Source organism: Nitrospiria bacterium, from assembly GCA_036397255.1.
Classification (GTDB): domain Bacteria; phylum Nitrospirota; class Nitrospiria; order DASWJH01; family DASWJH01; genus DASWJH01.
The window spans coordinates 1-24,393 of sequence record DASWJH010000010.1 but is presented as its reverse complement, the minus strand read 5'-3'; the positions used below and the strand labels follow the sequence as shown (position 1 = coordinate 24,393).

At 46.0% G+C, this 24,393-nt stretch carries 22 protein-coding genes; 13 read left to right on the top strand and 9 right to left on the bottom strand.

Annotated features, from left to right (window positions below; genetic code table 11):
• The 3 genes from VGB26_01340 to VGB26_01330 all read right to left on the bottom strand — a co-directional run.
• Positions 1-2,216: PKD domain-containing protein (locus tag VGB26_01340; GenBank protein HEX9756425.1), on the bottom strand; the 2,216-nt coding region annotated here is incomplete at its 3' end.
• 322 nt (positions 2,217-2,538) lie between these two features.
• Entirely contained in the window at positions 2,539-3,174 is a 636-nt protein-coding gene (locus VGB26_01335) for an MBL fold metallo-hydrolase (protein HEX9756424.1), read from the bottom strand.
• A complete protein-coding gene (locus VGB26_01330) occupies positions 3,171-4,178 on the bottom strand; it encodes a hypothetical protein (protein ID HEX9756423.1) in 1,008 nt (335 codons plus the stop codon). The genes VGB26_01335 and VGB26_01330 overlap by 4 nt, the downstream gene beginning before the upstream one ends.
• A 302-nt stretch (positions 4,179-4,480) precedes the next feature.
• On the opposite strand from VGB26_01330, the gene VGB26_01325 reads away from it, so the two are divergent.
• Complete coding sequence (locus VGB26_01325; protein HEX9756422.1) at positions 4,481-4,678, top strand: hypothetical protein; 198 nt, start codon at positions 4,481-4,483, stop codon at positions 4,676-4,678.
• Between the two features lie 25 nt (positions 4,679-4,703).
• Here the strand turns inward: VGB26_01325 and VGB26_01320 are convergent, their stop codons facing one another.
• Together VGB26_01320 and ispG are read right to left on the bottom strand one after the other, a co-directional pair.
• Positions 4,704-5,084, bottom strand: a complete 381-nt coding sequence (locus VGB26_01320; protein HEX9756421.1) for a gamma-butyrobetaine hydroxylase-like domain-containing protein — start codon at positions 5,082-5,084, stop codon at positions 4,704-4,706.
• Between the two features lie 89 nt (positions 5,085-5,173).
• Positions 5,174-7,279, bottom strand: a complete 2,106-nt coding sequence (gene ispG / locus VGB26_01315) for a (E)-4-hydroxy-3-methylbut-2-enyl-diphosphate synthase (protein HEX9756420.1) — start codon at positions 7,277-7,279, stop codon at positions 5,174-5,176.
• Between the two features lie 563 nt (positions 7,280-7,842).
• Between ispG and hpnD the strand changes: the two genes are divergently transcribed.
• A complete protein-coding gene (hpnD, locus tag VGB26_01310; protein HEX9756419.1) occupies positions 7,843-8,721 on the top strand; it encodes a presqualene diphosphate synthase HpnD in 879 nt (292 codons plus the stop codon).
• Positions 8,722-8,759: 38 nt separating this feature from the next.
• On the opposite strand, the gene VGB26_01305 is transcribed toward hpnD, so the two are convergent.
• The 4 genes from VGB26_01305 to VGB26_01290 all read right to left on the bottom strand — a co-directional run bounded on the left by VGB26_01305 (position 8,760) and on the right by VGB26_01290 (position 14,007).
• The gene (locus tag VGB26_01305; GenBank protein ID HEX9756418.1) at positions 8,760-9,521 is read right to left on the bottom strand and encodes a sulfite exporter TauE/SafE family protein; all 762 of its coding nucleotides are present in this window, start codon (positions 9,519-9,521) and stop codon (positions 8,760-8,762) included.
• 108 nt (positions 9,522-9,629) lie between these two features.
• Positions 9,630-10,667: a TIGR00730 family Rossman fold protein gene (locus VGB26_01300; protein HEX9756417.1), complete on the bottom strand. Its 1,038-nt coding sequence runs from the start codon at positions 10,665-10,667 to the stop codon at positions 9,630-9,632.
• A 137-nt stretch (positions 10,668-10,804) separates the two neighbouring features.
• Entirely contained in the window at positions 10,805-12,232 is a 1,428-nt protein-coding gene (locus VGB26_01295) for an HD-GYP domain-containing protein (GenBank protein HEX9756416.1), read from the bottom strand.
• Between the two features lie 35 nt (positions 12,233-12,267).
• The gene (locus VGB26_01290; GenBank protein HEX9756415.1) at positions 12,268-14,007 is read right to left on the bottom strand and encodes a HEAT repeat domain-containing protein; all 1,740 of its coding nucleotides are present in this window, start codon (positions 14,005-14,007) and stop codon (positions 12,268-12,270) included.
• 540 nt (positions 14,008-14,547) lie between these two features.
• Here VGB26_01290 and VGB26_01285 point away from each other — a divergent pair.
• From VGB26_01285 to sat, 11 genes are all read left to right on the top strand, one after another.
• The gene (locus VGB26_01285; protein ID HEX9756414.1) at positions 14,548-15,000 is read left to right on the top strand and encodes an Rrf2 family transcriptional regulator; all 453 of its coding nucleotides are present in this window, start codon (positions 14,548-14,550) and stop codon (positions 14,998-15,000) included.
• Between the two features lie 29 nt (positions 15,001-15,029).
• Entirely contained in the window at positions 15,030-15,902 is an 873-nt protein-coding gene (locus VGB26_01280; protein HEX9756413.1) for a sulfite exporter TauE/SafE family protein, read from the top strand.
• 53 nt (positions 15,903-15,955) lie between these two features.
• Positions 15,956-17,674, top strand: a complete 1,719-nt coding sequence (locus VGB26_01275; protein HEX9756412.1) for an adenylyl-sulfate reductase subunit alpha — start codon at positions 15,956-15,958, stop codon at positions 17,672-17,674.
• 28 nt (positions 17,675-17,702) lie between these two features.
• Positions 17,703-18,086 carry a 4Fe-4S dicluster domain-containing protein gene (locus VGB26_01270; protein ID HEX9756411.1) on the top strand — a complete coding sequence of 128 codons (384 nt, stop codon included), beginning with the start codon at positions 17,703-17,705 and terminating at the stop codon, positions 18,084-18,086.
• 67 nt (positions 18,087-18,153) lie between these two features.
• Entirely contained in the window at positions 18,154-20,841 is a 2,688-nt protein-coding gene (locus VGB26_01265) for a sulfurtransferase TusA family protein (protein ID HEX9756410.1), read from the top strand.
• A 90-nt stretch (positions 20,842-20,931) separates the two neighbouring features.
• Positions 20,932-21,258: a DsrH/TusB family sulfur metabolism protein gene (locus VGB26_01260; protein HEX9756409.1), complete on the top strand. Its 327-nt coding sequence runs from the start codon at positions 20,932-20,934 to the stop codon at positions 21,256-21,258.
• Positions 21,259-21,369: 111 nt separating this feature from the next.
• On the top strand, positions 21,370-21,795 hold the full coding sequence (locus tag VGB26_01255) for a DsrE family protein (protein HEX9756408.1): 426 nt from the start codon (positions 21,370-21,372) through the stop codon (positions 21,793-21,795).
• Positions 21,796-21,861: 66 nt separating this feature from the next.
• The gene (locus VGB26_01250) at positions 21,862-22,251 is read left to right on the top strand and encodes a DsrE family protein (GenBank protein ID HEX9756407.1); all 390 of its coding nucleotides are present in this window, start codon (positions 21,862-21,864) and stop codon (positions 22,249-22,251) included.
• A gap of 10 nt (positions 22,252-22,261) precedes the next feature.
• Positions 22,262-22,507, top strand: coding sequence for a hypothetical protein (locus VGB26_01245; protein ID HEX9756406.1), 246 nt, complete (start codon positions 22,262-22,264; stop codon positions 22,505-22,507).
• Positions 22,504-22,917: a DsrE family protein gene (locus VGB26_01240; protein HEX9756405.1), complete on the top strand. Its 414-nt coding sequence runs from the start codon at positions 22,504-22,506 to the stop codon at positions 22,915-22,917. Before VGB26_01245 ends, VGB26_01240 begins: the two co-directional genes overlap by 4 nt.
• 35 nt (positions 22,918-22,952) lie before the next feature.
• Positions 22,953-24,119, top strand: a complete 1,167-nt coding sequence (sat, locus tag VGB26_01235; GenBank protein ID HEX9756404.1) for a sulfate adenylyltransferase — start codon at positions 22,953-22,955, stop codon at positions 24,117-24,119.
• Positions 24,120-24,393 lie beyond the last annotated feature (274 nt).

Here is a 24,393-nt window from a genome sequence, read left to right as displayed (position 1 = left end):
TCCGTTACCGTGAAGGTCACCGTGTAGACCCCCGCGGTATTGAACGTTACGGCTCCCGGATCCTCTACAGTGGAATTGGTGGCTCCCCCATTGAAATCCCAAAGGAAGGTTAAAGGTAAGTTATTATCCGGATCCGTTCCGTTTCCGGTAAAGCTCACACTCTGACCCTCCGTAATCGTCACATTACTTAATGGCGTGTCGATGACGCCGTTGGGGGCTTGGTTCGCATTCACCGTAACCGTTCGTGTATCCGGTATCGGATCGGCTAGACCAAGACTATCCGTCACCGTGAAGGTGACTGTATAAATTCCAGGCGTATTAAATGTTGTTGTTCCCGGATCTTCCGCTGTAGAATTGGTCGCGCCACCGTTGAAATTCCAAAGAAATGTTAAAGGCAGGTTATTATCCGGATCGCTTCCCGTTCCCGTAAAGGTAACCGCTTCCCCTTCGGTAATCGTTACATTTCCCGCCGGGGTGTTGATCACACCGTTTGGAGGAGCATTCACCGTAATCGTCCGTGTATCCGGTGTTGGATCGGCTAACCCTAAACTGTCCGTTACGGTGAAGGTCACCGTGTACACACCCGCGGTGCTGAACGTCACAGCACCAGGATCCTCTGCCGTGGAATTGGTTGCTCCACCTCCAAAGTTCCAAAGGAACGTTAATGGAAGATTATTGTCCGGATCCGTCCCAGTCCCAGTAAAGCTGACACTCTGACCCTCATTAATGGTGACGTTCCCCAAGGGGGTATCAATAACACCATTAGGCGCTTGATTGGCATTCACCGTGATGGTTCGTGTATCCGGTGTACCATCAGCCAGCCCTAAACTATCCGTCACCGTAAAGGTAACATTATAGATACCAGGCGTATTGAAGATCACAACCCCCGGATCTTCTGCTGTAGAATTAGTCGCTCCGCCTCCAAAATCCCATAGGAACGTTAACGGTAGATTATTATCTGGGTCGGTACCGGTTCCCGTAAAACTAACACTCTGACCCACGTTGATGGTCACATTGGTTGCCGGAGTATCGATAACGCCGTTGGGGGCTTGGTTCGCATTCACCGTAATCGTCCGAGTATCCGGCGTAGGATCTGAAAGTCCCAAACTGTCCGTTACCGTGAAGGTCACCGTGTAGACCCCCGCGGTGCTGAACGTCACCGCCCCTGGATCCTCTGCCGTGGAATTGGTCGCGCCACCATTGAAATCCCACAGGAAGCTAAAGGGTGTGTGATTATCCGGATCCGTGCCCGTTCCGGTAAAGCTGACACTCTGGCCCACGTTTATGGTGACATTGGTTGCGGGAGTATCAATGACGCCATTGGGGGCTTGATTGGCATTCACCGTAATCGTTCGTGTATCCGGTGTCGGATCGGCTAGACCTAAACTATCCGTTACCGTGAAGGTTACCGTGTGGACCCCCGCGGTGCTGAACGTCACAGCACCAGAATCTTCTGCCGTGGAATTGGTGGCTCCCCCATTGAAATCCCACAAGAATGTTAACGGCAGATTATTATCCGGATCCGTTCCGGTCCCTGTGAAGTTGACACTTTCCCCTTCGGTAATCGTTACATTGCCAACCGGCGTATCAATGACGCCATCTGGGGCTTGATTGGGGAGGCTATAAATCACCTCAATATAAAGGTAATCAAAACTTAACCCCTTACTTCCCCCGCCTCCATTATTGGTGTATTCCAATACAAGATTTTGAAGTTCGGTAAGGGTATCAACGCCAACTGCAAAAAGATTAAATTGTTCGTCTAATGTTGGACCCGCAGGACTCCATACCCCGTTGGTATTTACCGGTTGAATGGAGGTGTTGAACAATCCTCCTCCGTTATCATATCTCACAGAATTTGTGGCGGTGAAATTGCCCGCTTCTGTTCCATATTGTAGATGCAATACAGCATCTGTAATTGTTGAACCACCCGGAATGGATGACACATCAAAGTTTGTAACCGCCATAACCTTAGTTCTGCGAAGGGTATATTGCCCATCACCTAAACTTTCTCTACCAACCGGAGCCCCACCAGCATCATCAGCCTGGATATCGGCAATATCGTCACTTGAATCATCTAAGGGTGTTACTTTCCCTGTAGGGACAATATTTACGGTTTGACTGAAGGCTATTTCAGGATAAAGGAATAGGATTGTGAGGAGGGAGGTTGTTAGAAAAAGCGGTTTTAAGACGGAACGATAATGTTTGCCAAAAACCATATTTAATTTTTCTTCTTTTTTGGAGTGGAATGACCATAGTCTGACTTTGCAAGTTTTGTACCCTCTGGGAACTCCAAACCAATTACCAAGGAGGAAGGATTCCTAGTGCAAACACCTTGAAATATCAATAAAAATCAATTTTCTTAGAAAACCGATTAAATTCCCCAAAGGGCTTAGGAAAACCATGCAAGGGAGCCTTTAGGGAAAGAGTGGATAATAATTTTCTCTAAAAGGACAGCACGGGTTCACTGGACACAGATATTGGGGATTTCTTGGGGAAAGGTATGGGGAAAAACCAAAATGGAGAACTCAATCCATTCTTTTAGAACAATTCCTGAACGAAAGGGTTGGAATTACGCTCCTGGGCAATGGTGGTAACTGGGCCATGGCCTGGGAAAACCTCGGTCTCATCCTTAAATTCCATTAATTGGCGAACGGAGTTGAGGATATCATCGTAGGATCCCCCCCAGAGGTCTGTACGCCCGATGCTCCCAGCAAAAAGGGTATCTCCTGTTAAAAGGATTTCCCTTTCCCCTGGAAAATGGAAACAGATTGAACCGGGGGTATGTCCCGGTGTATGCAGAATTTGCGTTTGAAGGTCTCCCACCTTGACTTCCTCCTTATCTTTTAAAAAGTGATCAATTCGGGCAGGGGTGGGAACCGGAAGGCCCAAAAATTCAGCTTGCATTTTTAGATTAGAGTGAAGAAAAAGGTCCTCACCATGAAGGGCCACAGAAGCACCGGTTATGGATTGAAGTTGGTGAGTTGCTCCTACGTGGTCCAGATGGGCATGGGTATGAAGAATGGCTTTGAGTTTTAGTCCACGGTGGCCTAAAATCTCCAGAATACGGTCCGCCTCGTCACCCGGATCCACCACAATAGCATCATGGGTGGTTTCACAACCCAGGATCAGGCAGTTACATTGAAAAAGCCCAACTGCTAAATGTTCAAGTATCATCCCTGGATGCTTAAAAGTTCGCTGCTCAAGTGAATTTGAAGGGGGAAAGGCCCTTCTAACGGTTTCTCAAGGGCCAAATTCCCTTCCCCATTTCCTTTTCGGTAAGAAAATTGATAAGGCCCCCTGCCCGCCTTCTTACTGTAACGAAGCACCATGCTTGCCACCAACTCATGCTGAGAAGAATCAACAGGCCCGGTAATCAGTGCAACCGGTCCTGGAAACCCAAGAGGTTGAAAAAGGGTCATGGTATGATCTGCCAATTCTGCCAATGCCTCATTTTCTTCTCTGTTTCTTCCTAAGATTACTTTGACCTTTTCGCTGACCCGAAAATGTCTCCCGTATCGAAGCAGCTTTGCTTCATTCATAGAAACGTCCGGGTTGTGGGCAAAAAAGTCCCGGAGTTTTAGGGAAAATTCGGCATCGGTTAATAGACACCCCCCTGCAGGAGAACCATATTCCTTCAATGCCATACGCCCCGCCAATTGGAGTTGCGGTTGTCTGGACCGTCCCATCACACCCAAGAGTTTTTCCCGATCCACCCATCCTTTCTCCTCGGGAAGGGTGGGAGCTAAATGCCTTGCGGAAAGGGGTCTGAGAATGAGCCCTCCCATTTCACTTTCTTTATCAATCTTGACCATCGCTTCTCTTCGCTGAGACATGGGACGTTGCCCAAGAACTTCTCCGGTAACAATAAAATCCGCTTGTTTTTCCAACAATACTTTTTTGGCCAATTCAAACATGTAAATCCTACAATCAATACAAGGGTTCATATTTTTCCCGTACCCATACTTGGGGTTGCGGACCAGGTCTAAATAAGCCTCTCCTTTATCCACGATGGTTAAGGGGATATTTAACTCATCACACACCTTCCGAACCTCCGAATCACACCCCCAAGCACTGGAGAGAAAAAGTCCCTCCACACGAATTCCCTGATCCAACATTAATTTTGCCGCCAGCGTACTATCCAGTCCCCCCGACATGAGGGCAACCGCCGTTCGTTGCATATTTTTATTCTCCGGAAAAATAGACTGTGGTAGAAAAGAAAAAAACCTGGGAAATCATAGCAATCCGCTTACCTTCTGTCAACGCCTCGCTGCGAAATATGCTGATTTAAGGAAAGATTTCTACACAAAGGCCTAATGGAAACTGGGTCCAAGGGCCTAATCCGAAAAATAAGTCTAGGGCATAATTTTAAGAAAAATGGGCCTTAGGATGGATTGTGTCAACCTTATTTTTTGGTTACAGTGTCATTGTTGATAAAAGGGGTTGGTTTTACCCAAGAAATTTAAAAATAAGGAGGAACACTATGAAATGCCCGCGCTGTGCCGGGATCATGTTTAAAGATCGGCTAGAAGACCTTAAGGATGATACAGGCCAAATTTTTTTCTATGCCTATCATTGCTTCACTTGTGGAGAAATTCTGGACGATATGATTATCGGGAACCGAGGCCTAAGACCCAAACCCACGGTGACTCGTAATAGAAAACTATTGATCCACAACTAAAGCCAGTCATTTCCTTTTATACCCTCTATCCCTCATGAGGAAAAAGGCTTTCCCCAGGATCCCCATGAAAATCTTTTCCCCCGCAAGCTCCACATGGGCAAATTGCTCTTAATAGGTCAAAGGAAAACAATCCTGTACTGTGCCCATCACTCCATTCCACTTTAATGGCATAGCGTCCGATCCCCTCGATTTTTAAAGGTTTAACATCTTCCGGGATACTTCCTTCTTGGATTAATCTTTTCCCGCTCCACTCATCCACGCAAGCCGCACAACGGCAGTGGTTCCGCAAATAAAATGAGGGGTAAAAGCCTTCATGACCGTCAGTCCATTTTATCCGGATTCTTTGATCGGGTAGGCGTTCGATTTCCACAGGCATAGGGGTTTTTGGTGTAGGAACGGTACTCATATAATTCCTTTCCTGAATTCCATCATTTTCATCTAATTCGTTTTTGAAAAAGGCTCCAGGACGGTCTTTTTAAACCTACACTTTTTTATCTATCCCGGATCAACCCATTTTCCCTGGGCTTTAATTAACTCAATGAGTGTTTCATCCGCCCTCTCCTCCGGAACATTTTTTCTGACACGGTCTTTTCCGACATAAAGATCTACTTTTTGGGGCCCAGATCCGATATAACCAAAATCCGCATCAGCCATTTCCCCCGGTCCATTCACAATGCACCCCATAATGGCAATCTTTACCCCCTTAAGGTGTGACATTTTGGTTTTAATGCGTTCGGTAGTGGTTTGAAGGTTAAAGAGCGTCCGGCCACAAGAAGGACAAGAAATAAAATCTGTTTTTGACAGTCTGAGTCGAGTGGCTTGAAGGAGGTTGAAACTGAACCGCAAGGCATCGGAAGATTTCTCTCCCCCGCCCAGAGTGATCAAATCCCCAATCCCGTCTGAAAGCAAAGACCCGATTTGGACCGATCCATCCAGCAGCAAGGCTTCACTTTTTACATTGGAAACATACCGTAGGGTGAGGGGAACATCCATTTTTTTTTCGGCTAAAAAGCCCACCAAAAAACGTTGGGCCCCGATAAAATCCAGCCAATTCAAGGCAAATAGAAAATCAGGGAAGCCCTCCTCCTCACAAAGAAAAGCCAATCTCTCAAAGGTGGCCACCATTCCCAACAGCTCTTTTCTATCTCCTTGGGAAAGGAACCCGGGAACCGACCCTTCACCCACTTCCCATTGGATGGGAACTTGAAAGGTTTTGGCCATCCGAATCGTTGAACGCAGCGATGCCTCCCATTGATCTTTGGAAAGAGTACCATCCAGCACAAAATTTAATTTATGCACTCCTGGAAAAGCCCTTTCCAGGTGGGTTAGGCGGCTGTCCACACGGCAGGCCAATGGCAGGTAAATTCGTCTTAAATCCAGTTTCTGTTTAAGCGTGTTAAGAGCCTCCACCTCCGAATTAAAACCAAGTGGAATTTCTATGATATCTGCTTTGAGGGCTTCAGGGTCCCAAGGATTGCTCAGGTGAATGATCTCTTTTAAAAGCTGGTCCGGGCTAGATAACCCCGACTGGACCGGAAGTTCTACTGGGATGGGAGAACCCTCCCCTATGGGTACACCCAAAACCGAAATCTTTCTCGAGGCTCTTCGGCAATAAAAGAAGGGATTTCGAACATCCTGAATAAAACCGTATTTTTCGTTTTCCTTTTCTAATTTTGTCGAAGGGAAACCCCCTTCGACACTGGGTTTAATTCGGGCATTAAATTTTTGCACCAATTGAAACCCCACAGGGACCTCAGCCACGGGATCCTCGGTTAAAGAAACCCTGATGGTATCTCCAATACCATCCTCCAGTAAGGATCCGATGCCAATGGCAGATTTCACTCGACCATCTTCCCCATCCCCAGCTTCGGTCACCCCAAGATGGAAGGGGTAATCCATATTTTCCTGGGCCATCCGTGCCGCCAAAAGACGGTAGGTTTGAATCATCACCAGCGGATTGGAAGACTTCATGGACAGAACAATTTGATCAAAATGGTGGCGTTCACAAATCCGAACAAATTCAAGGGCAGACTCAACCATTCCTTCAGGAGTATCCCCAAATCGATTCATAATACGGTCGGAAAGGGATCCGTGGTTGGTCCCGATCCGGAGGGCCACCCCGTAAGTCTTTGCTTTCAACACAAGGGGCTTGAACTGGTTTTCCAAACGCTCAAGCTCCTGCTCATATTCACGGTCGGTGTATTCTCTCTGCTCAAACCGCTTCCGGTCGGCAAAGTTTCCGGGATTGATCCGTACCTTTTCAACGAATTCCACAGCCTTCAATGCCGCATTGGGGGTAAAGTGAATATCTGCCACCAAGGGAACTTTAAACCCTTCCCGACGAAGCAGCGCTTTAATCTCTTTAAGATTTTCTGCTTCCACTAAAGAGGGAACGGTCACCCGGACAATCTCACAGCCTACTTCCACCAGTTCTTTGATTTGAAAAACCGTTGCCTGTGTATCCCGGGTATCGGTAATGGTCATAGATTGCACCCGAATGGGATGATCACCCCCAATACCCACATCCCCCACCTGAACCACCCGGGTTTTTCTTCGAACGTAACCAAACGGATTTTCACAATAAGGAAGTGGATCTAACATTTTTTTAACAAACTGTGGTGGAGGTTAAACCAAACAATGATAATTTCTCTGTTCCATAGGGCAACCTTTTACGGCGCAGAAGACTCTCTCTTAGAGCAAATGGGACGAAAGCCCGCCATCTCTCTCAATGTACAGGGTGGAAGAAGATAATACCAAGGGTAGGGTTTACTTCCCGGAATTGTTTAACCTCATCCACCAATGCCTTCCACATTTCTTTCTGGGCATTATAGCATAAACATTGGGAATATTTGTGATGCAGGTTCAATTAATCCACAAATTCTGTAAAACGAACCGCAGCCCATGAGGTAATAAATAATTTGGAGAGGGTCCCCACAATCAGCCGATCACCCAAAGGGCAATTTTTTTTTAAGAAACATAGAGACTCCCTTTTGTTGACAGTCAAATCATTATTATGTTATCAAGACACACCAGTAAAGAACAACGTGTATTAAGTGAAAGTTTTTGCTTCAATCTGAAGGTAAAATGAGAAAAAATTACCTACCCTCATTTCCTCTGAGTACAACCAACCCACCTTGAGTGGAAATGTTTTAAAGGCTTTTTGTATGGCCAAAAGACCCAAAACAGACCAGGGAAACCCTTCAGAACAGATTACTCAATCCAGTGGGAGCAGTTTCACTTACTCCTTTTTCTTCCTACCTAAAAAAAAACGGGAAGCCATTACAAGGGTTTATGCCTTTTGCCGTTTAGCGGACAATGTTATAGATGAGGCACCCTCCCCATCACAGGCAAAAGAAAAGCTAGCTTTTTGGTTTCAGGAAGTAGACCTATGTTATTCAGGCCACCCCGCCCATCCAATTTCCAGGCAACTTCAGGAAACCATCAGGGAATTTAAAATTCCTAAAGACTATTTTTTAGAGCTCCTCCGAGGGGTAGAAATGGACCTGACCCAGCATCGGTATGAAACCTTTACAGATTTATATGAATACTGCTACAGGGTTGCCTCCGTTGTGGGACTCATATGCATTGAAATTTTTGGCTATCAGAATCCCATTGTCCGGGAACATGCAATTCATCAGGGATTGGCTTTTCAATTAACCAATATTCTTAGAGATGTGAAAGTGGATTCTGGGCTTGGGAGGATCTATCTTCCACAAGAGGATATGGAAAAGTTTAAGTATAATGAAAAAAGCCTCCTAGAGGAAAAATTCAATCCTGAATTTCAAGCTTTAATGCGATTTGAAGGCCAACGGGCAAAGGGTTTTTACCAAAAGGCCAAAGAATCAATTCCCCTCGAAGACCGACCCTCCTTGATTGCCTCCGAAATTATGGGTGCTATTTATTATCGGCTTTTGTTAAAGATTGAGGAAAACGAATACAATGTTTTCCATCACACCTTTCGCCTCTCCTCCTTCCAAAAGGTAACCATTGCACTGGGAACATGGTTTCGTTTAAAACTGGGTCTGGAAAAATCCGACCAATAAGGTAGAGGACACACAAAAAGGCTCACTTCCCACATTCACTATTGAATTAAATCAGGAAGAACCTTGAGAGAAGCCAAAAATAAAACAATCCCCAATAACTGCTGAATCATTTTAGCTGGAAAGCGGGTGGCTCCTAGATTGGACCCAATTTGTCCTCCTATGAAAACCGCAGCCCCGAGGGGGATCAAAAGAGCAAAATCCGGTATCCCTCCCAAAAGCCGGGCAACCAAACCGCTGGTTGAATTCAGCAAGATGAACCCCGCCGAAACCGCGGCCGTCTTTTTTGCATCCGCCCACCCTAAAAAAAGGATAAGGGGACTTAAAAAAATGCCTCCCCCCACTCCAACCATTCCCGCGACTCCCCCAAGAACAAATCCCATGGGAAGTCCCAACAGGTATAGGGTGGTCGAATTCAAATGGGCTACGGGTTGAATGGTCTTTCGAAGAAGGAGGAATCGTAACCCAGCTAAAAACAAGGTGAGAAATAAAACCCAGGATAGCAACTGCGAGGAAACCTCCAGGGAACCGCCCCAAAAAGCCGCAGGAATAGAGGTTAGGACAAAAGGAAATAGGAGTTTTCCGGAAAAATGGCCTCCTCTCCAAAAGTGGTAAAATCCTCCGCTAGAAACAATCAAATTAAACATCAAAACAAGGGGGGCGATTTCAGAATAGGGAAAACCTGCCAGGACCAGAATGGCCAAGTAAGCCGAAGCACCCCCATGCCCCACCGAGGAATAAAGAAATGCTGCACCAAAGAAAAGAAAGGGCAAAATCCAAAAAAGATAAGAGTTTGAATTCACGGGAATAACATACCTGAACACAAAAAAAAGTAAAGGACTCTGTTAGGAGGAGAAAGGAACCGGGAATTATTAAAGAAAGGGGTAAACCACTTTTTCGGAAGGCTGGTTTTATTCCGGAATACTTTGATTGAGAAGATCGATCATCTGCCTTAACCGGCCAAAATCTTTCCGATTAAAAGTAAAAGCCAAGCGGTTAAGCTTGGACAGATTTTCTTCATTAATTTCTTCGGGAAAAGGAGAACTTCGGGAAATCTTTCCTTCATTAAGGATATCTTTAAACTCAATATTAAGCCGTTCCAGGAGTTCATCGTTGACAGGGTAATGTAGCCTTAGCACCAATTGGGACTGAACAAACCGAGATGAATGATAATTGCGGTAGAAATGAACCACCTCATCCACGGCTTCATCCACACTGTCGGTCACTTTAAAGAGAGCCATATCTTCCTCTGATATTAACCCCCGGTTTAAGAGATGCTCCCGGATATATTCTCCCCCCTCTTTCCAGAAAATCCCTCCCGGTTCATCCAGAAACACGACGGGGAGAAGATTGCTCTTGCCGGTTTGAATGAGCGTCAATGCTTCAAAGGCTTCATCGTGGGTCCCAAAACCGCCGGGGAAAAGAACCACCCCATCGGTCTCTTTAATAAAAATGAGCTTACGGGTAAAAAAGTATTTAAAAGTAACCAGTTTGGGATCATTTTCAATGTACTCATTTGCATACTGCTCAAAAGGCAGACGTATATTGACACCAAAACTCTTTTCCCGTCCCGCGCCCCCCTGGGCCGCTTTCATGATCCCTTCCCCGGCCCCGGTAATTACCATAAATCCCAATTCGGTAATTTTCTCTGAAAAAAGCCTTGCCTGATGAAACACCTTATCATTAGCCCCCACGCGGGCGGACCCAAAGACGCTGACCTTCCGAATTTTTCGGAATGGCCTAAAAACCTTGAAGGCATACCGGAGCTCTTTCAAAGCAGAATTTAAAATTTTCAAATCCCCACGATCTGCTTGATCCCCGGCAAACTTTAAAACGGTGAGGATCATTTCTTTTAGGAGATCGGAATTGGGGGATCCCCCTCTCATTTCAATCAACCGCATTACATGGTCATCGAGGGTCCCGTGATCAAAGTCGTGATTGAGAACCATTTATTTCTCCAAATTTAAATCCTGAAAATCGTTTCGAACGTAGCACAGGGAGGGGGGACTGTCAACGAATGGCCTCACCTCGGTTTAATTCTGAAAACACCCATCCCTGACCCCAAAAGAGGAAACCGGGGGGGGATTTAAACAAAATATCGGCTTACATCAAATTTATATTTTGTGGAATCAATGGTTTGGATGATATGCCGTTGAGCGCCGAGATCTTCAGCCAAATCCAAAACAGGTCCATCAATTTCCTGTCCCCGAGGATCGGTTACTATTTTAATTTTAGGCCGATCGGCATGGTCGGGGTTCATGTGGTTGGCCAGTACAACCCCCACTTCTTTGGAATTTAATAACACCAACGTTCCAATAGGATAAAAACCAACACAATTCACAAAGAGTTTTAATAAAGTGGGGTCAAAGGCCTTTCCAGTTTTGCTTAACATGAATTTTAAGGCATTTTCAGGGGAAAAGGGAACCCGGTTGTAAACCCTGGAGGACGTCAATGCATCATAACAATCCACAATTCCAATAATTCTACCCAATAAAGTTAAATCTCTTTTATTTTGGAGGCGGGGATACCCTGAAAGGTCGTAATTGAGATGGTGTTCAAAAGCACCGATAGCACCGTATAGAGCCGACTCATGAAGTCCTTTCATTTTAACCAGTAGTTCCACCCCTAAAATAGGGTGGCGCCGCATAATCTTCCAGTCCTCCTCATCAAAATCAGTGGGTTTATTCAGTACTTCCAGGGGAATCTCAGCTTTTCCGATATCATGAAAGAGGGCAGCCATCCCTAATTCACTTAGAGCCCTTTTATTGTAGCCCATTCGCTGACCCATAGAAAGTGAAAGGATGCAAACATTGACCGAATGGTTATGGGTATATTCATCGTGCCCCCGGAGGGTCGTTAACCCTAAAAGGGTGGTTTCCTCCTTTAAAATCATATCCACCATCGACTGAACCACTCGTTTCGCCTTTTTTACATTCATCTGCCCAAGTTTTACATTTTCCATTACCTCGGAGACAACCGAGATGGTTTTGTAATACGTTTTTTTCGCAATTTCTTTTTTATTTTTTACGATCTCTTCGTTATCTTTCTTTTCTTTTTTCTCGGTAAGCTTCCCAACCTGAATATCAGGAACGCCCCCTCCCTTCAACTTATTTTCCAGGGGTTCAAAGGGATCTTCCGTTCGAACATCCGTATTGGCAAACAGGTATACAAACTGTTTCAATTGATCCTTGGAAATCCCCTTGGATATTTGAATCGTTCCAACTTTCCGCTTTCGCATCTCTTCAATCACGGACATAAAACTCACAAAGGCATCGATATCAATACGAAGCTTGGTATCGCCCAAAAAGAGGCAGTCCGCCTCCAGGCTGATATTCACAGTGGAATCGATTTTGAACAGATCATCCAAGGTATTGAAGAAATTGGTAATCGGCTGATCCCAGACCACATTCCTTGGATCATGGATTTGAGCGGTTTTCAACAAAATATTGAACTGGTTGATCAGCCCCTTTCCTAGCCGATAGGTTTGATCATCTTGTACGGTCTTTGCTGGCATCAACTTATCCTTTTCAAGAAGTAGGAAATCCCCGTTTATGAACGGGAGGACCCTACCAAGGCTTTTTTGCACGCCTCACGGGTAGTTTTATTTTTGGAGTCCGCTCCCCCTTTTAAGGCGTTCCAGGCAGCCTCTCCCCCGATTTTTTTGAGGACAGCAGCGGCGCAAATGCTAAGTTCATCCTGCTTGTGGTCGGAAAACCAGAACTTTCTTTTTTTGATCAAGAACCCCTCAAGGAACGGGACCACTGAGTCCCCCCCAATCTTTCCAATGGATTCAAATATCTCCTGCTTTTCAGAGAGTTCTTTTTCATGAAAGCCATTTTCCACTACCATCCGCTGAAGTGTTTTCAATCCCTCCTTGGAGCTAGAAGAAGCCGCCCAGCGAACCACCTGCTGACGAATGAAAGGATCGGGATCCTTTAAAAAGGCCAGGTAAATACCTTCTACCTGCTCTCTTCCCATGGCGCTAATGGCTGAGATGACTTCTTTTCGGACCCGAGGCTCCGGATGGCAGCTTAACCGCTTGAAATGCTCCAATCCCTTTGGATCCCCTATTTTTCCCAAAATATAAACCAGGTTCCGGATCACAAACCACCTTGAATCCCTAAGACCCGTTACCAAAACCGAAATATCGTTTTTTCCCAAAACCACCAGGGCTTCGCACACCAACCGGCGAACTTTCATCTGATTAATGGTACCCAATAATTCCACAAGAACCGGAATGGCATTCTGGGGCAATAAACTCAGAAAAAGCGTGAAATTTTCTGTGTCTTCCAAATTTCCAATTCTTAAAATTTTTTCAATTTCTCTAAAGTTTTCCGTTCCTCCCGCCCACTCCAATGCATGATGAAGATTCGATTGGTGATGGGGAGAGGGACTAGGGGATGCCTGTAAAACTTCCCGAAATACTTCCAGAACCTTGGCCGCATGGTAAAAGTCTGTCTGGGCAATCAAGATTTCCAAGACCCGGCGGGTTGCCCCGATACATTCCTCAAAAGCTTCATCTTCCTGTTCAATCCGTAAAATCGAACCGAGGATAATGATCATTTCCATTCGAAGATCTCTTTTTTCCTCAATCTCCATCAAATTTTTAACCCTTCCAATTTCCTCTTCGTTTAATTGGAACACTTGAGAATAGGGTCGTTCAGGCCGTTTTAATTTCTGTGCTTCATATTCTTCGGAAGCCTTTTGAATTTCCTCTTTTAATAGGACTTGGCGCTGTCGGATTTGATTGGGATCCTCATCCATTTTTTGCTCGGATTGAATAATCGCATCTTCTTCCAAAAACTCTTCTGCAATGGCATAACTCATATGGGTAAAATGCTTTTCCCAAAGAAGGGTCACCATATCATCGTTGGGGTTGGAAGAATCAAACTCCTGTCCCATGATTTCTAACAAATTAAATATTTCTTCGGGCTCGAGTCCTTCATGAAAGGTTATCTCCATTAAACCATCGATATAAAATTTAAACGCAATACTTTCTAGACGGTTAGTATTCTCATAAACCGTTTCTTGGTGGAAAAGGAGTTTAAACTGTTGAATTTCCAAAGCCAGGGAAGGGTACTGATTTAAATGGGCCGAGAACTTTTCGGTGAGTTCTTTGAGATGTTTCTGATGAATAGGGTTGTTGGGGAGATATATTTTTAAGGTTTTGGCCGTTTTGGTCAGAGCCTGTAAAAGGTCTTTGACCGACTTGAGTTCTTCTGGGTCAATTTTTTCCTGATGGTCTAGGGTCTCTGGTTCCGCAACCTTTTTTCCGCTCTCTTCAGACATTCAGACACGTTTCTTACATACAGGAAGGATGGTGGGTTAAGTACTTTGTAATAATTAAAAAGTATATAAGGCAACCAAGTTCTTGTCAAAGTGAGATAAATGGAGTTAAATCCTTTTCAAACTTAAAGAAAACCTTTTTTTTTTTGACATTTAATTTTATTAGAAAAAATGTTCTAAATTGGACCACCCTCTCCTAAAAAAAACCATGAACCTCTCCTTGAACGTTTCCTCCGGACAGGACTGGGAGGCCCTGGGTTCCCTTTCCAAAAATAAAGTCAGTTTTTTAAAAAAAGTGGGTGTCCGCTTTTTACTCCTGCTGACTCCTCACCATTTAAAAACCTAAGAGGCATAAAAATCCCAATTTACTGAATAATTAAGAAGAAAAAACCTGCCTTTTCGCTTTTAAAGGTATTCTCCGTACTAAAATTTAAAACTTTAAATTTTTCAATAAGTTGTATTTTCCCCCGAAGAAGCTTGACTTTGATAATAGAATTCGCTATATTTTCATATAAATCCTATCGGAATAGTAGGAATTAAAAAATGAGATTTTCAATAAAAGGTGAATACGGAATTTTAGCGGCCTTAGAAATTGCTCTGCATACAGACCAGGGGCCTGTACAAGTTAGAAAAATTGCCCTTCAACAGGGAATTCCTGTTCGATTTTTGGAACAGGTAATGAGTTCTTTAAAAAAATCTGGACTGGTGGAAAGTGTCCGGGGAGCTCAAGGGGGTTATCGGCTTTCCAAGCCCGCCGATGAAATCCGTTTATCCGACCTGATCCAGGCTGTGGAAGGGCCCATTTCCCCAATGGCTCGCACCAATGAAAATTCTTTAGATTCCCGGGGAGGCCATGGAGAAGAAGATGTTCTAAAAGATGTGTGGGGAGAGGTCAAGGATTCTATCATTGGAGTCCTTGATTCCATCTCGCTTCAAGACCTTTGCAATCGGAAGAAAACAATTGAGGATAGAAAAGCCCTAATGTATCACATTTAGCGGGTACGGGGAATAACCTTGAGAAAAAGATGGATCTTGAATTAGCCCTTATCGTATTAATCACCATTACATTGGTGGGTGCCACAGTAAATGGAGCCCTGGGTTATGGGTTTTCCTCCACAACTGTTCCGGTGGCCTTGGTTTTTTTCACCAACCGTATCTTAAATCCCGGCCTGGTCCTGATCGAAGTGGTTATTAATATATATGTCGTCTTAATCAACTGGCGTAGCATTCCCAATATTTGGAGAAAAGTCCTTCCGGTTTTATTGGGGCTTGCCCCCGGGGTGATTCTAGGAACCTTTCTCCTCTTTTGGATCAATCCAGGTTGGTTAAAATTGGTCACTTTCGTCATCATTCTCCCTTTAATTCTTCTTCAGGCGGCAGGGATTCGCAAGCCAATTCGGTCCATTTGGAAATTTGGGATTCCCTTTGGGGCAGGTGTTGGTGTTCTTTATTCGGTTACAACCATTTCGGGCCCATTATTGGCGGTAAAATTTAACAACCAAGGCTTGGTTAAACAGGATTTTCGTGCCGCTATTGGTCTGATTCGAATTTCCCTTTCTAGTCTAACGGCAATTACCTATTACCAAATTGGACTTTATAGTGCAGAAAGCATCCAATTGCTGCCCTACATTATTCCTAGCGTTCTCATCGGAATACCGATTGGAGCTTTTTTAATCCGGCAGATGGATCCGGAAACCTTTCGCCGGGTTTGCATGAGTGCCGATGTTTGGTTTGTGGGATTTGGTCTTTCACGAGTTTTTATCGACTTAAGCCTCTTGACGAGCCCCCTAGCCTACAGTGTATTGTTAATGGTAGTGATCATTGATTTTTATTTATTGCATCAGTATTTCACAAAACTCAATATATTCAGGCAACCGGAGGTTCGAACCCCTCTTTAACATCGATTGGGGATGACTGATTAACCTAAAATTTATGGGGAGTTGAATACCGTATGGAACGAAATTACATCGAAACAGATATTCTCATTATCGGAGGGGGAACCGCCGGTTGCCTTGCAGCAGTTGAAGCCAAGGAAAAATTTCCCAACCTTCAGGTCACCATTATGGAAAAGGCCCATATTGATCGGAGCGGTTGTCTAGCGGGAGGAATGAACGCTATCAACGCCTATCTAAATCCAGGGGAAACCCCGGAGAGCTTTGTAAAATATGTCCGGTTTGATTCCTGCGGGCTCATTCGGGAAGATCTGGTAAAAAGCATGTCGGAATTGTTCGAATACTCGGTTAAAAAGGTCGAGAGCTGGGGATTGCCGATTCAAAGTGATGAAGATGGAAACTATAAAGCCCGTGGTCGCTGGAATATTAAAATCAACGGGGAATCCCTCAAACCCATCATTGCTAAGGCGGCCCGGAACGCCGGGGCCAAGGTCCTTAACTGGGTGGTGGTAACCAATCTTTTAATGGACGAAAACCGTGTCATCGGGGCAACCGGTTTCAGCATTCGAAATGGCACTTTCTTTGTGGTCAAATCCAAAGCCACGATCATTGCAACTGGAGGCGCGTCTGGCCTCTATAAACCCCACAACACCCATGACGCTCAGCATAAAACTTGGTATTCCCCTTATAATACCGGTGCTGGTTACGCCATGGGCATTCGGGCAGGGGCGGAAATGACCAGTTTTGAAATGCGGTATGTCTCCCTCCGGGTAAAGGATACCATCGCCCCCACCGGAACCATCGCCCTAGGGGCAAACGCCCCCCAGGTGAATGGTAAAGGGGAACGATTCATGGCCACCAAATACAAGGAGTTAGGGGGAGACGGAGCCCCTACCCCCTATCGGGCTTATGGCCCCATTATGGAAATCAAGGAAGGGAGAGGACCCGTATATCTGGACACCCGTCATCTAAACCCCCAACAGGTCTCTCAATTGAAATCCGCCTTTTTGGACATGTACCCCTCTATGGTTCTATATTGGCTTGCCAATGATATCGATCCCAGTAAAGAACCCGTTGAAGTGCAGACCACGGAACCCTATATTGTGGGCGGACACACACAATCCGGCTATTGGGTCGATTTAGATCGTAAAACCTCCCTTGAAGGACTTTATGCCGCAGGAGATGTGTCGGGAGGTGCTCCGTATAAATTTGTCAGCGGTTGCTGGGCAGAGGGTGTAATTGCGGCTCGGGCCTCCGGGGCCTATGTCCAGACCATTTCTCACGGGAATTTAGATGAAAAAGGGGTGGACCAAGAGGAAAAACGGGTTTTTCAGGCCATACAGAATCACACCAAAATGAAAGATGGCATTAAGGCCTATGATATGGAAGTCCGACTTCAGAAAATCATGGAGGAGTATGCTGGAGGGTCTTCCAATTATTATGAAATGAACGAGGAAAAACTCCTGGTGGCAAGAAAACAGCTTCAAAAACTTCCAGAGCAGGTTCAATATCTCACCACTGAGGACCTGCATGGACTTATGAAAGTACATGAAATTATCGATCGAATTGATGTGGCCCAGGTTTTGGTGGAACATCTGATTTATCGGAAGGAAACCCGGTGGCCAGGTTATCAAACCCGCGTGGATTTCCCCCAGCGGGATGACAAGCACTGGCTAAAATTTGTCAACTCCCGTCGGGACCCCAAAACCGGTGTCATTGAAATGCTGACTAGACCCTATGAACAACTCGTTCCCGGAGACCGCTACGCGCCCCGGTAGTGATTTGGAAAATACTTGGAGGTAGGAAATGCCCGTATATGTTAACCCGGAAATTTGTGATGGATGTGGAAACTCGGCACAACCCCCCTGTGTTCGCATGTGCCCTGGCGACCTGATCGTCAAAGATCGGGGGACCAACAAGGCTTATTTAAAATATAAGGAGGATTGCTGGGACTGCTTGCCCTGTGTAAAGGCCTGTCCCGAAGAAGCCATTGAGTTTAAGCTCTCCTACCAACTGGGATTCCAGAAAGCAAAGCTGATTCCCCACATAAACGGAAAACGGGATAAGATCACATGGGAAGCCATCGACAATGAAGGTAAGGTAGAGGAATTTGTCATTCCCACGAAATTACTTCCCGTGGCTTTGGATGAAAAGGTGGAGGGAACCACCGCGGTGGACTATTCCATTTAGATCATGTGAAAGGATGGGATACCCAATGCCCGGATCCAATTCCTTTCACCCTATAAGGAGTTAAAAAATGGAAACACAAAAGACCATAAAGGAAAAAAAAGGGGGAACCCCCATCTCCCCGGAAATGGCAAAAGACATCGCCAGCTTTGAAGCGGAAATTCAACGCCTGAAAAAAGGTGAAATACCTGAGGAGGACTTCAAGGCTTTCCGCCTCCAGCATGGCATTTACGGACAGCGACAACCCGGCGTCCAAATGGTCAGGATCAAAATCCCGTACGGAGGATTGAGTTCTGAGCAGATGGTCCGCATCGCCGAAATCAGTGAAGAATTCTCCGATGGGATCTCTCATGTAACCACCAGACAGGATATTCAGCTCCACTGGGTTCCCCTTGATCAAATACCGATGGTCATGCGTGGCCTGGCCGAAGTGGGAATAACCACACGGGAAGCTTGCGGGAATACGGTTCGCAATGTCACCGCTTGTCATTTTGCGGGGGTCTGCCAATCGGAAATCTTTGATGTCACCCCCTATGCCCAAGCCATTTCTGCTTTTCTGTTGAGAAATCCAGTGTGCCAAAGTCTTCCCCGGAAATTTAAAATCGCCCTCTCCGGTTGCCCCACGGATTGTGCTTTGACCCATATTCATGATATCGGCCTGATCGCTACAAAGCGCCAGGAAGGAGGCCGGGATATTCCAGGTTTTAAACTCTATGTGGGAGGAGGACTCGGCTCTTCTCCTAAAGTGGCCAAGCTTCTCAGCGAATTTGTTCCCATGGAAGATCTCCTCCCCTACTGTGAAGCAATGATTCGTGTCTTCAATCAACGGGGAAACCGGAAAAACAGAAACCGGGCCCGAATGAAATTTTTGATTGAACGGATTGGAATGGCTGAATTTCGAAGACTTTTCGACATTGAATACAATGCCATCCTTGAAAAGGGAAAACCCTCTCTTGACCTTCCGGTCATATTGGACAGCGAAATCCCGTCTCTTCCGGTTTTAAACGGTACACGCAAGATTCGGGAAAACGGCCATTTCGGTGCCGTATACGAAAAATGGCTGAAAAGCAATGTCATTTCCCAAAAGCAGAAAGGGTATGTCACCGTTGTCATCAATCTCCCCTTGGGGGATATGACCGCCACCCAATTTAAGGATCTGGCTACTATTGCAAAAGACTTTGCGGGCGGGCATGTGCGAACCACTGTTCAACAAAATATTGTTTTAAGATGGATCCGGGCAGCCGACCTCAAAGCGCTATATCTTTCCCTACTCAAAATATCTCTGGCCGATGGGGGAGCCCAGCGTTTGGGAGATGTAACTTGCTGCCCGGGTTCAGACACCTGTAACCTGGGAATCACCTCTTCAATTGGGGTCTCTCGCGCTTTAACAGACGCTTTGAAGGCCAACGGACTGGCTGATGTGGAAGGTATGGGGATTAAAATCAGCGGATGCCAAAACTCCTGCGGCCAGCACCACGTTGCCTCCATCGGGTTCCATGGTGTCAGCAAAAAAGTCAGCGGCCGGTTGGTCCCTCACTATGAGATGCATTTAGGCGCTAGAACCCACAATGATGGAGGCGCCAGTATTGCCAAGGCCACGATGAAATTACCCGCCAGGCAAATTCCTGAAGCCGTAGAACACCTGGTGAAACTTTATCAAAGTGAAAAAACACAAGATCAATCCTTTGCGGATTATGTTGATCATTTAGGACGGGATAAAATCAAAGAGGTTCTTGCTCCTTATACCCATGTTCCCACCTTTGAGGAAAGCCCGGAATTTTATTACGATTGGGAATCCAATTCGGAATTCAATCTGGAGGGAATGGGGGCGGGGGAATGTGCGGGTTCAGCCGATGAAATGCTACAATCCGGACTGGAGGAAGCCAATCGGAGTTTGGAACATTCCACCCTCATGTTTGAAAAAGGCCAGCTCTCCGATGCGGTCTCCAAATCCTATCAAGCGGTTCTCACGGCTTCAAAAGCACTTTTGGTCATGGAAGGGGTCGACCCCCTAAGTGATCTTGAAACCCAAGAGGAATTTGAAAAACGGATCATTCCCAAACGTGGGGGGTTTTCCTACTTCACCGATTTGGTAAACCGCCTCAGCCACCTCAGTCAGGGAGATATGAAAGCCGAGGCCGTAAAAACCCAAATGGGAGAAGCCAGGCGTTTCGTAGAAGAATGCCAGAGCAGCCTTAATGAATTGGGCCACTCACTCGAGGAAGGGAAAAAACCGGAAGAAAAACAACCAGCCCCTTCAATTGGCATTACCGAGGAGTTGGATCTTAAGGGTGTAGCCTGCCCCTTTAACTTTGTTCGCACAAAACTGAAACTCGAGGAAATGGAATCGGGCGATATCCTTGCGGTCATCCTGGATGATGGGGAGCCCATTGAGAATGTTCCCCGAAGTGTTAAAGATGAGGGGCACCGCATTGTGGAGCAGACCAAAATAGATGAACATCATTACCGAATCGTCATTGAAAAAGACTCCGTTTCCAAACAGGCAACAACCCAGGCGCCCAAATTCAACATTAAAGAAAAACTAGACTTGAAAGGCATTGGGTGCCCCTTTAACTACGTCCGAACCAAGCTCAAATTAGAAGAGATGGAAAATGGGGAAATTTTAGAGATTGTGATTGATGATGGTGAACCTTATGAAAATGTTCCCAAGAGTGTCTTAAGCGATGGCCACCAGATATTGGAGGAAGAGAAAATCGGAGAACACTACCGGTTGGTGATTCAAAAAGCAGAAGAATAAACCTTGATTCCAAAAAATCCCCCATGGTACTTTGGTTTTTTGGAAATTTAAAATCCAGAAATTTTTGGACTGAGAGAGGAGGTAAATCACGTGGCACGGTATCTCATCGTTGATAGCAGAGATTTGCAAGAGTATTCCAGCGGACGCTACATTCAAAATCTAGCTGGAAAACTCCAAGGGAAAGGAAATGACGTTACCCTGTTTTTGATTGAAAACGGCGTGCTGGCCGCCCGAAAAGGAAACGAGTTTGGTAAAGGGTTGACCGATTTGACCAAACAAGGCGCCAAGGTTTTCGCCGAGGATGTTTCTTGTAAAGCCCGGGGCATTTCAGATATGGGTGATGGCATCAGCCAAGCCAATATGGATCAACTGGCAGATCTCATCATTGAAGGCAGCGACAAAGTTATTTGGTATTAAGATTTGGAAGTCATTGCAAGGGAAAGGGAATTAATCTCCTCATTTCACCCCAACCGATGGTGAAAAAAACCCCAATGACCAAAAAGTTATTTTAAATTAAGGAGGCGAAAAATGGCTGTAGCACAAAAAGCAAAACGCGTAACCATAATGCTTGCGACCGGCTCATACCTCAGAGAGGCCCCCACAACCGTCCTCCGACTGGTTGAAAAACTCCTTCAAAAAGGAGTCGATGTAAACGTTTGGGCTTTCGAAGAGGCCGTTACACTGACCAACAAAGACCAAATTGACCATAACGAACCTTCCTCCCTTCAAAAAGTTTTGGGAGAAAAACACGGACACATCAGCCGCTCCATTGACATGCTGATGCGGGCCGGGTTGCACGGCGCCAAGATGGACTGGGTTTCGTGCATTCTCTGCGTACAAGAACGGGGAGTGGAAAAGCATCAAATGGGTGGAGCAATCATCGGAACCTTAGGCGATCTGTGGAAATTCGTACGGGCCGCGGACAAGGTCATCTCCATTCCAACATACCGCTAGGAGCCTGGGGACATCGGGACAAAACGCCCATGTTCCCGGTTAATATATTTAGAAGGAGGGTAAATCATGGCCAATAAAGTTTTAGCAATTTTCGAAAAACCGATCTACCATAGTTTTGAACCCGTCGATCCCCACTTGTTTGCGGTGGGATTAGGCATTGCGGATACCCCTGTTGAAATCAACGTGCTTCTCCGGGATTCCGCGGTCACCTATGCGGCTAAAAATCAGGTTCTCAAGGGACCCAAGATTGCCGGTTTGGATATTCAGGATTTCGACACCTCCCCTGGGAAATTGATCGAGTTCATGGTCCAGAACGGTGGAAAAGTTCATGTAGTAGAAGAAGACATGAAAAGCCGAGGACTTAAGTCCACCGATTTGGTTCCCGGCGTCACCGTGATCAGGGAAGATGACACCATCCAGCTCCTCGATGAACACGAAGCATTCATGGTCCTCTGAAAAAATGAACATGACCCAGCCGATCAAGACATTAGATGTCCGGGAACTTTTTAACCCCGTGGACTGTCGGAGTCTAGGGGTCATCCGAACCACTTTGAATGATATGAACCGCGGCGAAGTGCTGGAGGTCATTGGAAATGTGTTTCAGCAGCGGGAAATTGAACCCTTGATGAAAAAACTCGGCCACCCCATTCTCAAAGCCGTAGAGGAAGAAGGGTTGGTCAAAATCCAAATTGAGCGGCAAGGAAGAAAATGAATAAGCTGGCCATAATCGTCACTCGGGGAACCCATAACAGCCTGGTGACTGTTTTCACCCTGGTCATGGCCGCCGCCGTTTCTGAAATTTCCGTTCGTGTTTTTTTCCGGGATGAGGCGGTTTTCAGCCTCAAGCAGTCCCAAATTAAAAAGGTCCCTTTATCCGATGTGTTTAAAGAAACCGAAACTGAAATCAGGAAGAACCTTCAAAAAGCCAAGCTGGATGATCTGCAACGGTTAATGAAAGAGGTTAAATCTCAGGGAGACGTCAAATTCTCCGTTTGTACCTCATCCATGGCCATTTGCGGCGTCAAACAGGACGATCTGGTTCCTGAAATTGACGAAGCAAGAGGTCTCACCTCTTTTCTCCTGGAAGAAATGAGCGAAGCCGATCAGGTCCTCTCTTTTTAACCCCTCACATGTAAACCTCAAATGGAGAAAAAGAAATGAGTGTCTTGCCGATTCAACCCCATGGTGGAACCTTAATTAATCGACTCCTCGAAGGACAAGAACGTCAGGAGGCCGAGGCAAAAGCCAACGGTTTAAAGAAAATTCCCGTGAACACCAGGGAAATGTCCGACCTTGAGCTGATTGCCATCGGCGGGTTTAGTCCTCTCACGGGTTTTATGTCCGAAGAAGATTACACCGAAGTGGTTGAAGACATGCACCTGTCCAACGGCCTGCCCTGGTCCCTTCCCATTACCCTTTCCGTTAACAAGGAGCAGGCGGGCTTACTCAAAGAGGGAGAAGAGATCGCCCTCACCGATGAAGGCGGGAAACCGATCGCAATTATGGAACTGAAGGAAAAATTCCCTCACGCAAGATCCAAAGAGGCCCAAGCGGTTTACGCAACCACCAGCACCGATCATCCGGGGGTAGCCTATCTTCATCAAATGGGTGAAATCCTCCTGGGGGGACCGATTCAACTCCTTCAAAGACCCTCGCACAGCGATTTTCAGGAATTCCGTTTAGAACCCGCACAGACACGGAGAATTTTTAAAGAAAAAGGCTGGCGCCGTGTAGTGGGTTTTCAGACACGAAACCCCATACACCGAGCCCATGAATATATTCAAAAATGTGCCTTGGAAGTGGTGGATGGTCTTTTGGTCCACCCCCTTGTTGGAGCCACTAAGGGAGATGACATTCCAGCAGACACAAGAATGAAATGCTATGAAGTCCTGCTCGAAAACTACTATCCGAAAGACCGGAGCATTTTATCCGTTTTCCCAGCTGCTATGCGTTATGCGGGTCCAAGAGAAGCCATCTTTCATGCACTGGTCCGAAAAAACTACGGCTGCACCCACTTTATTGTGGGCCGGGATCATGCCGGTGTGGGAAGCTTTTACGGCACCTTTGATGCCCATTATATTTTTGATCGATTTAAGCCAGGCGAACTGGATATTACCCCACTTTTCTTCGACCATACCTTCTATTGCAAACATTGCGAAGGCATGGCCTCCATCAAAACCTGCCCCCACGATAAAAATGAGCATGTTTCATTATCGGGAACCAAGGTTCGGGAGATGCTCCGAAGCGGCATCATCCCCCCGGTGGAATTCACCCGGTATGAGGTGGCTCAAATCCTCATCGAAGCCATGAAACCCCAGGAATAACCGGAAAGAGCACCATGATTGCGCTCAGAAAACTCTACCAAAAAGGGTGGCCCTACTTTTTCCCTATTCTACTAATCCTCGTGGTCCTCATTGCCTTAATGGGCTATTAGAAGCTTGTTTGTGCCTTAGATCGTCATTCCCGCGAAAGCGGGAATCCGATATGGTTGACATACGTCAAGAAGGAAAAAGTATCCTGTCCCCTTTTTCACGGGGTCCTGGTTTGACGATGAATCCAGGACACAAGCAGAGACGGGACCGATGATGCGACGTTTGA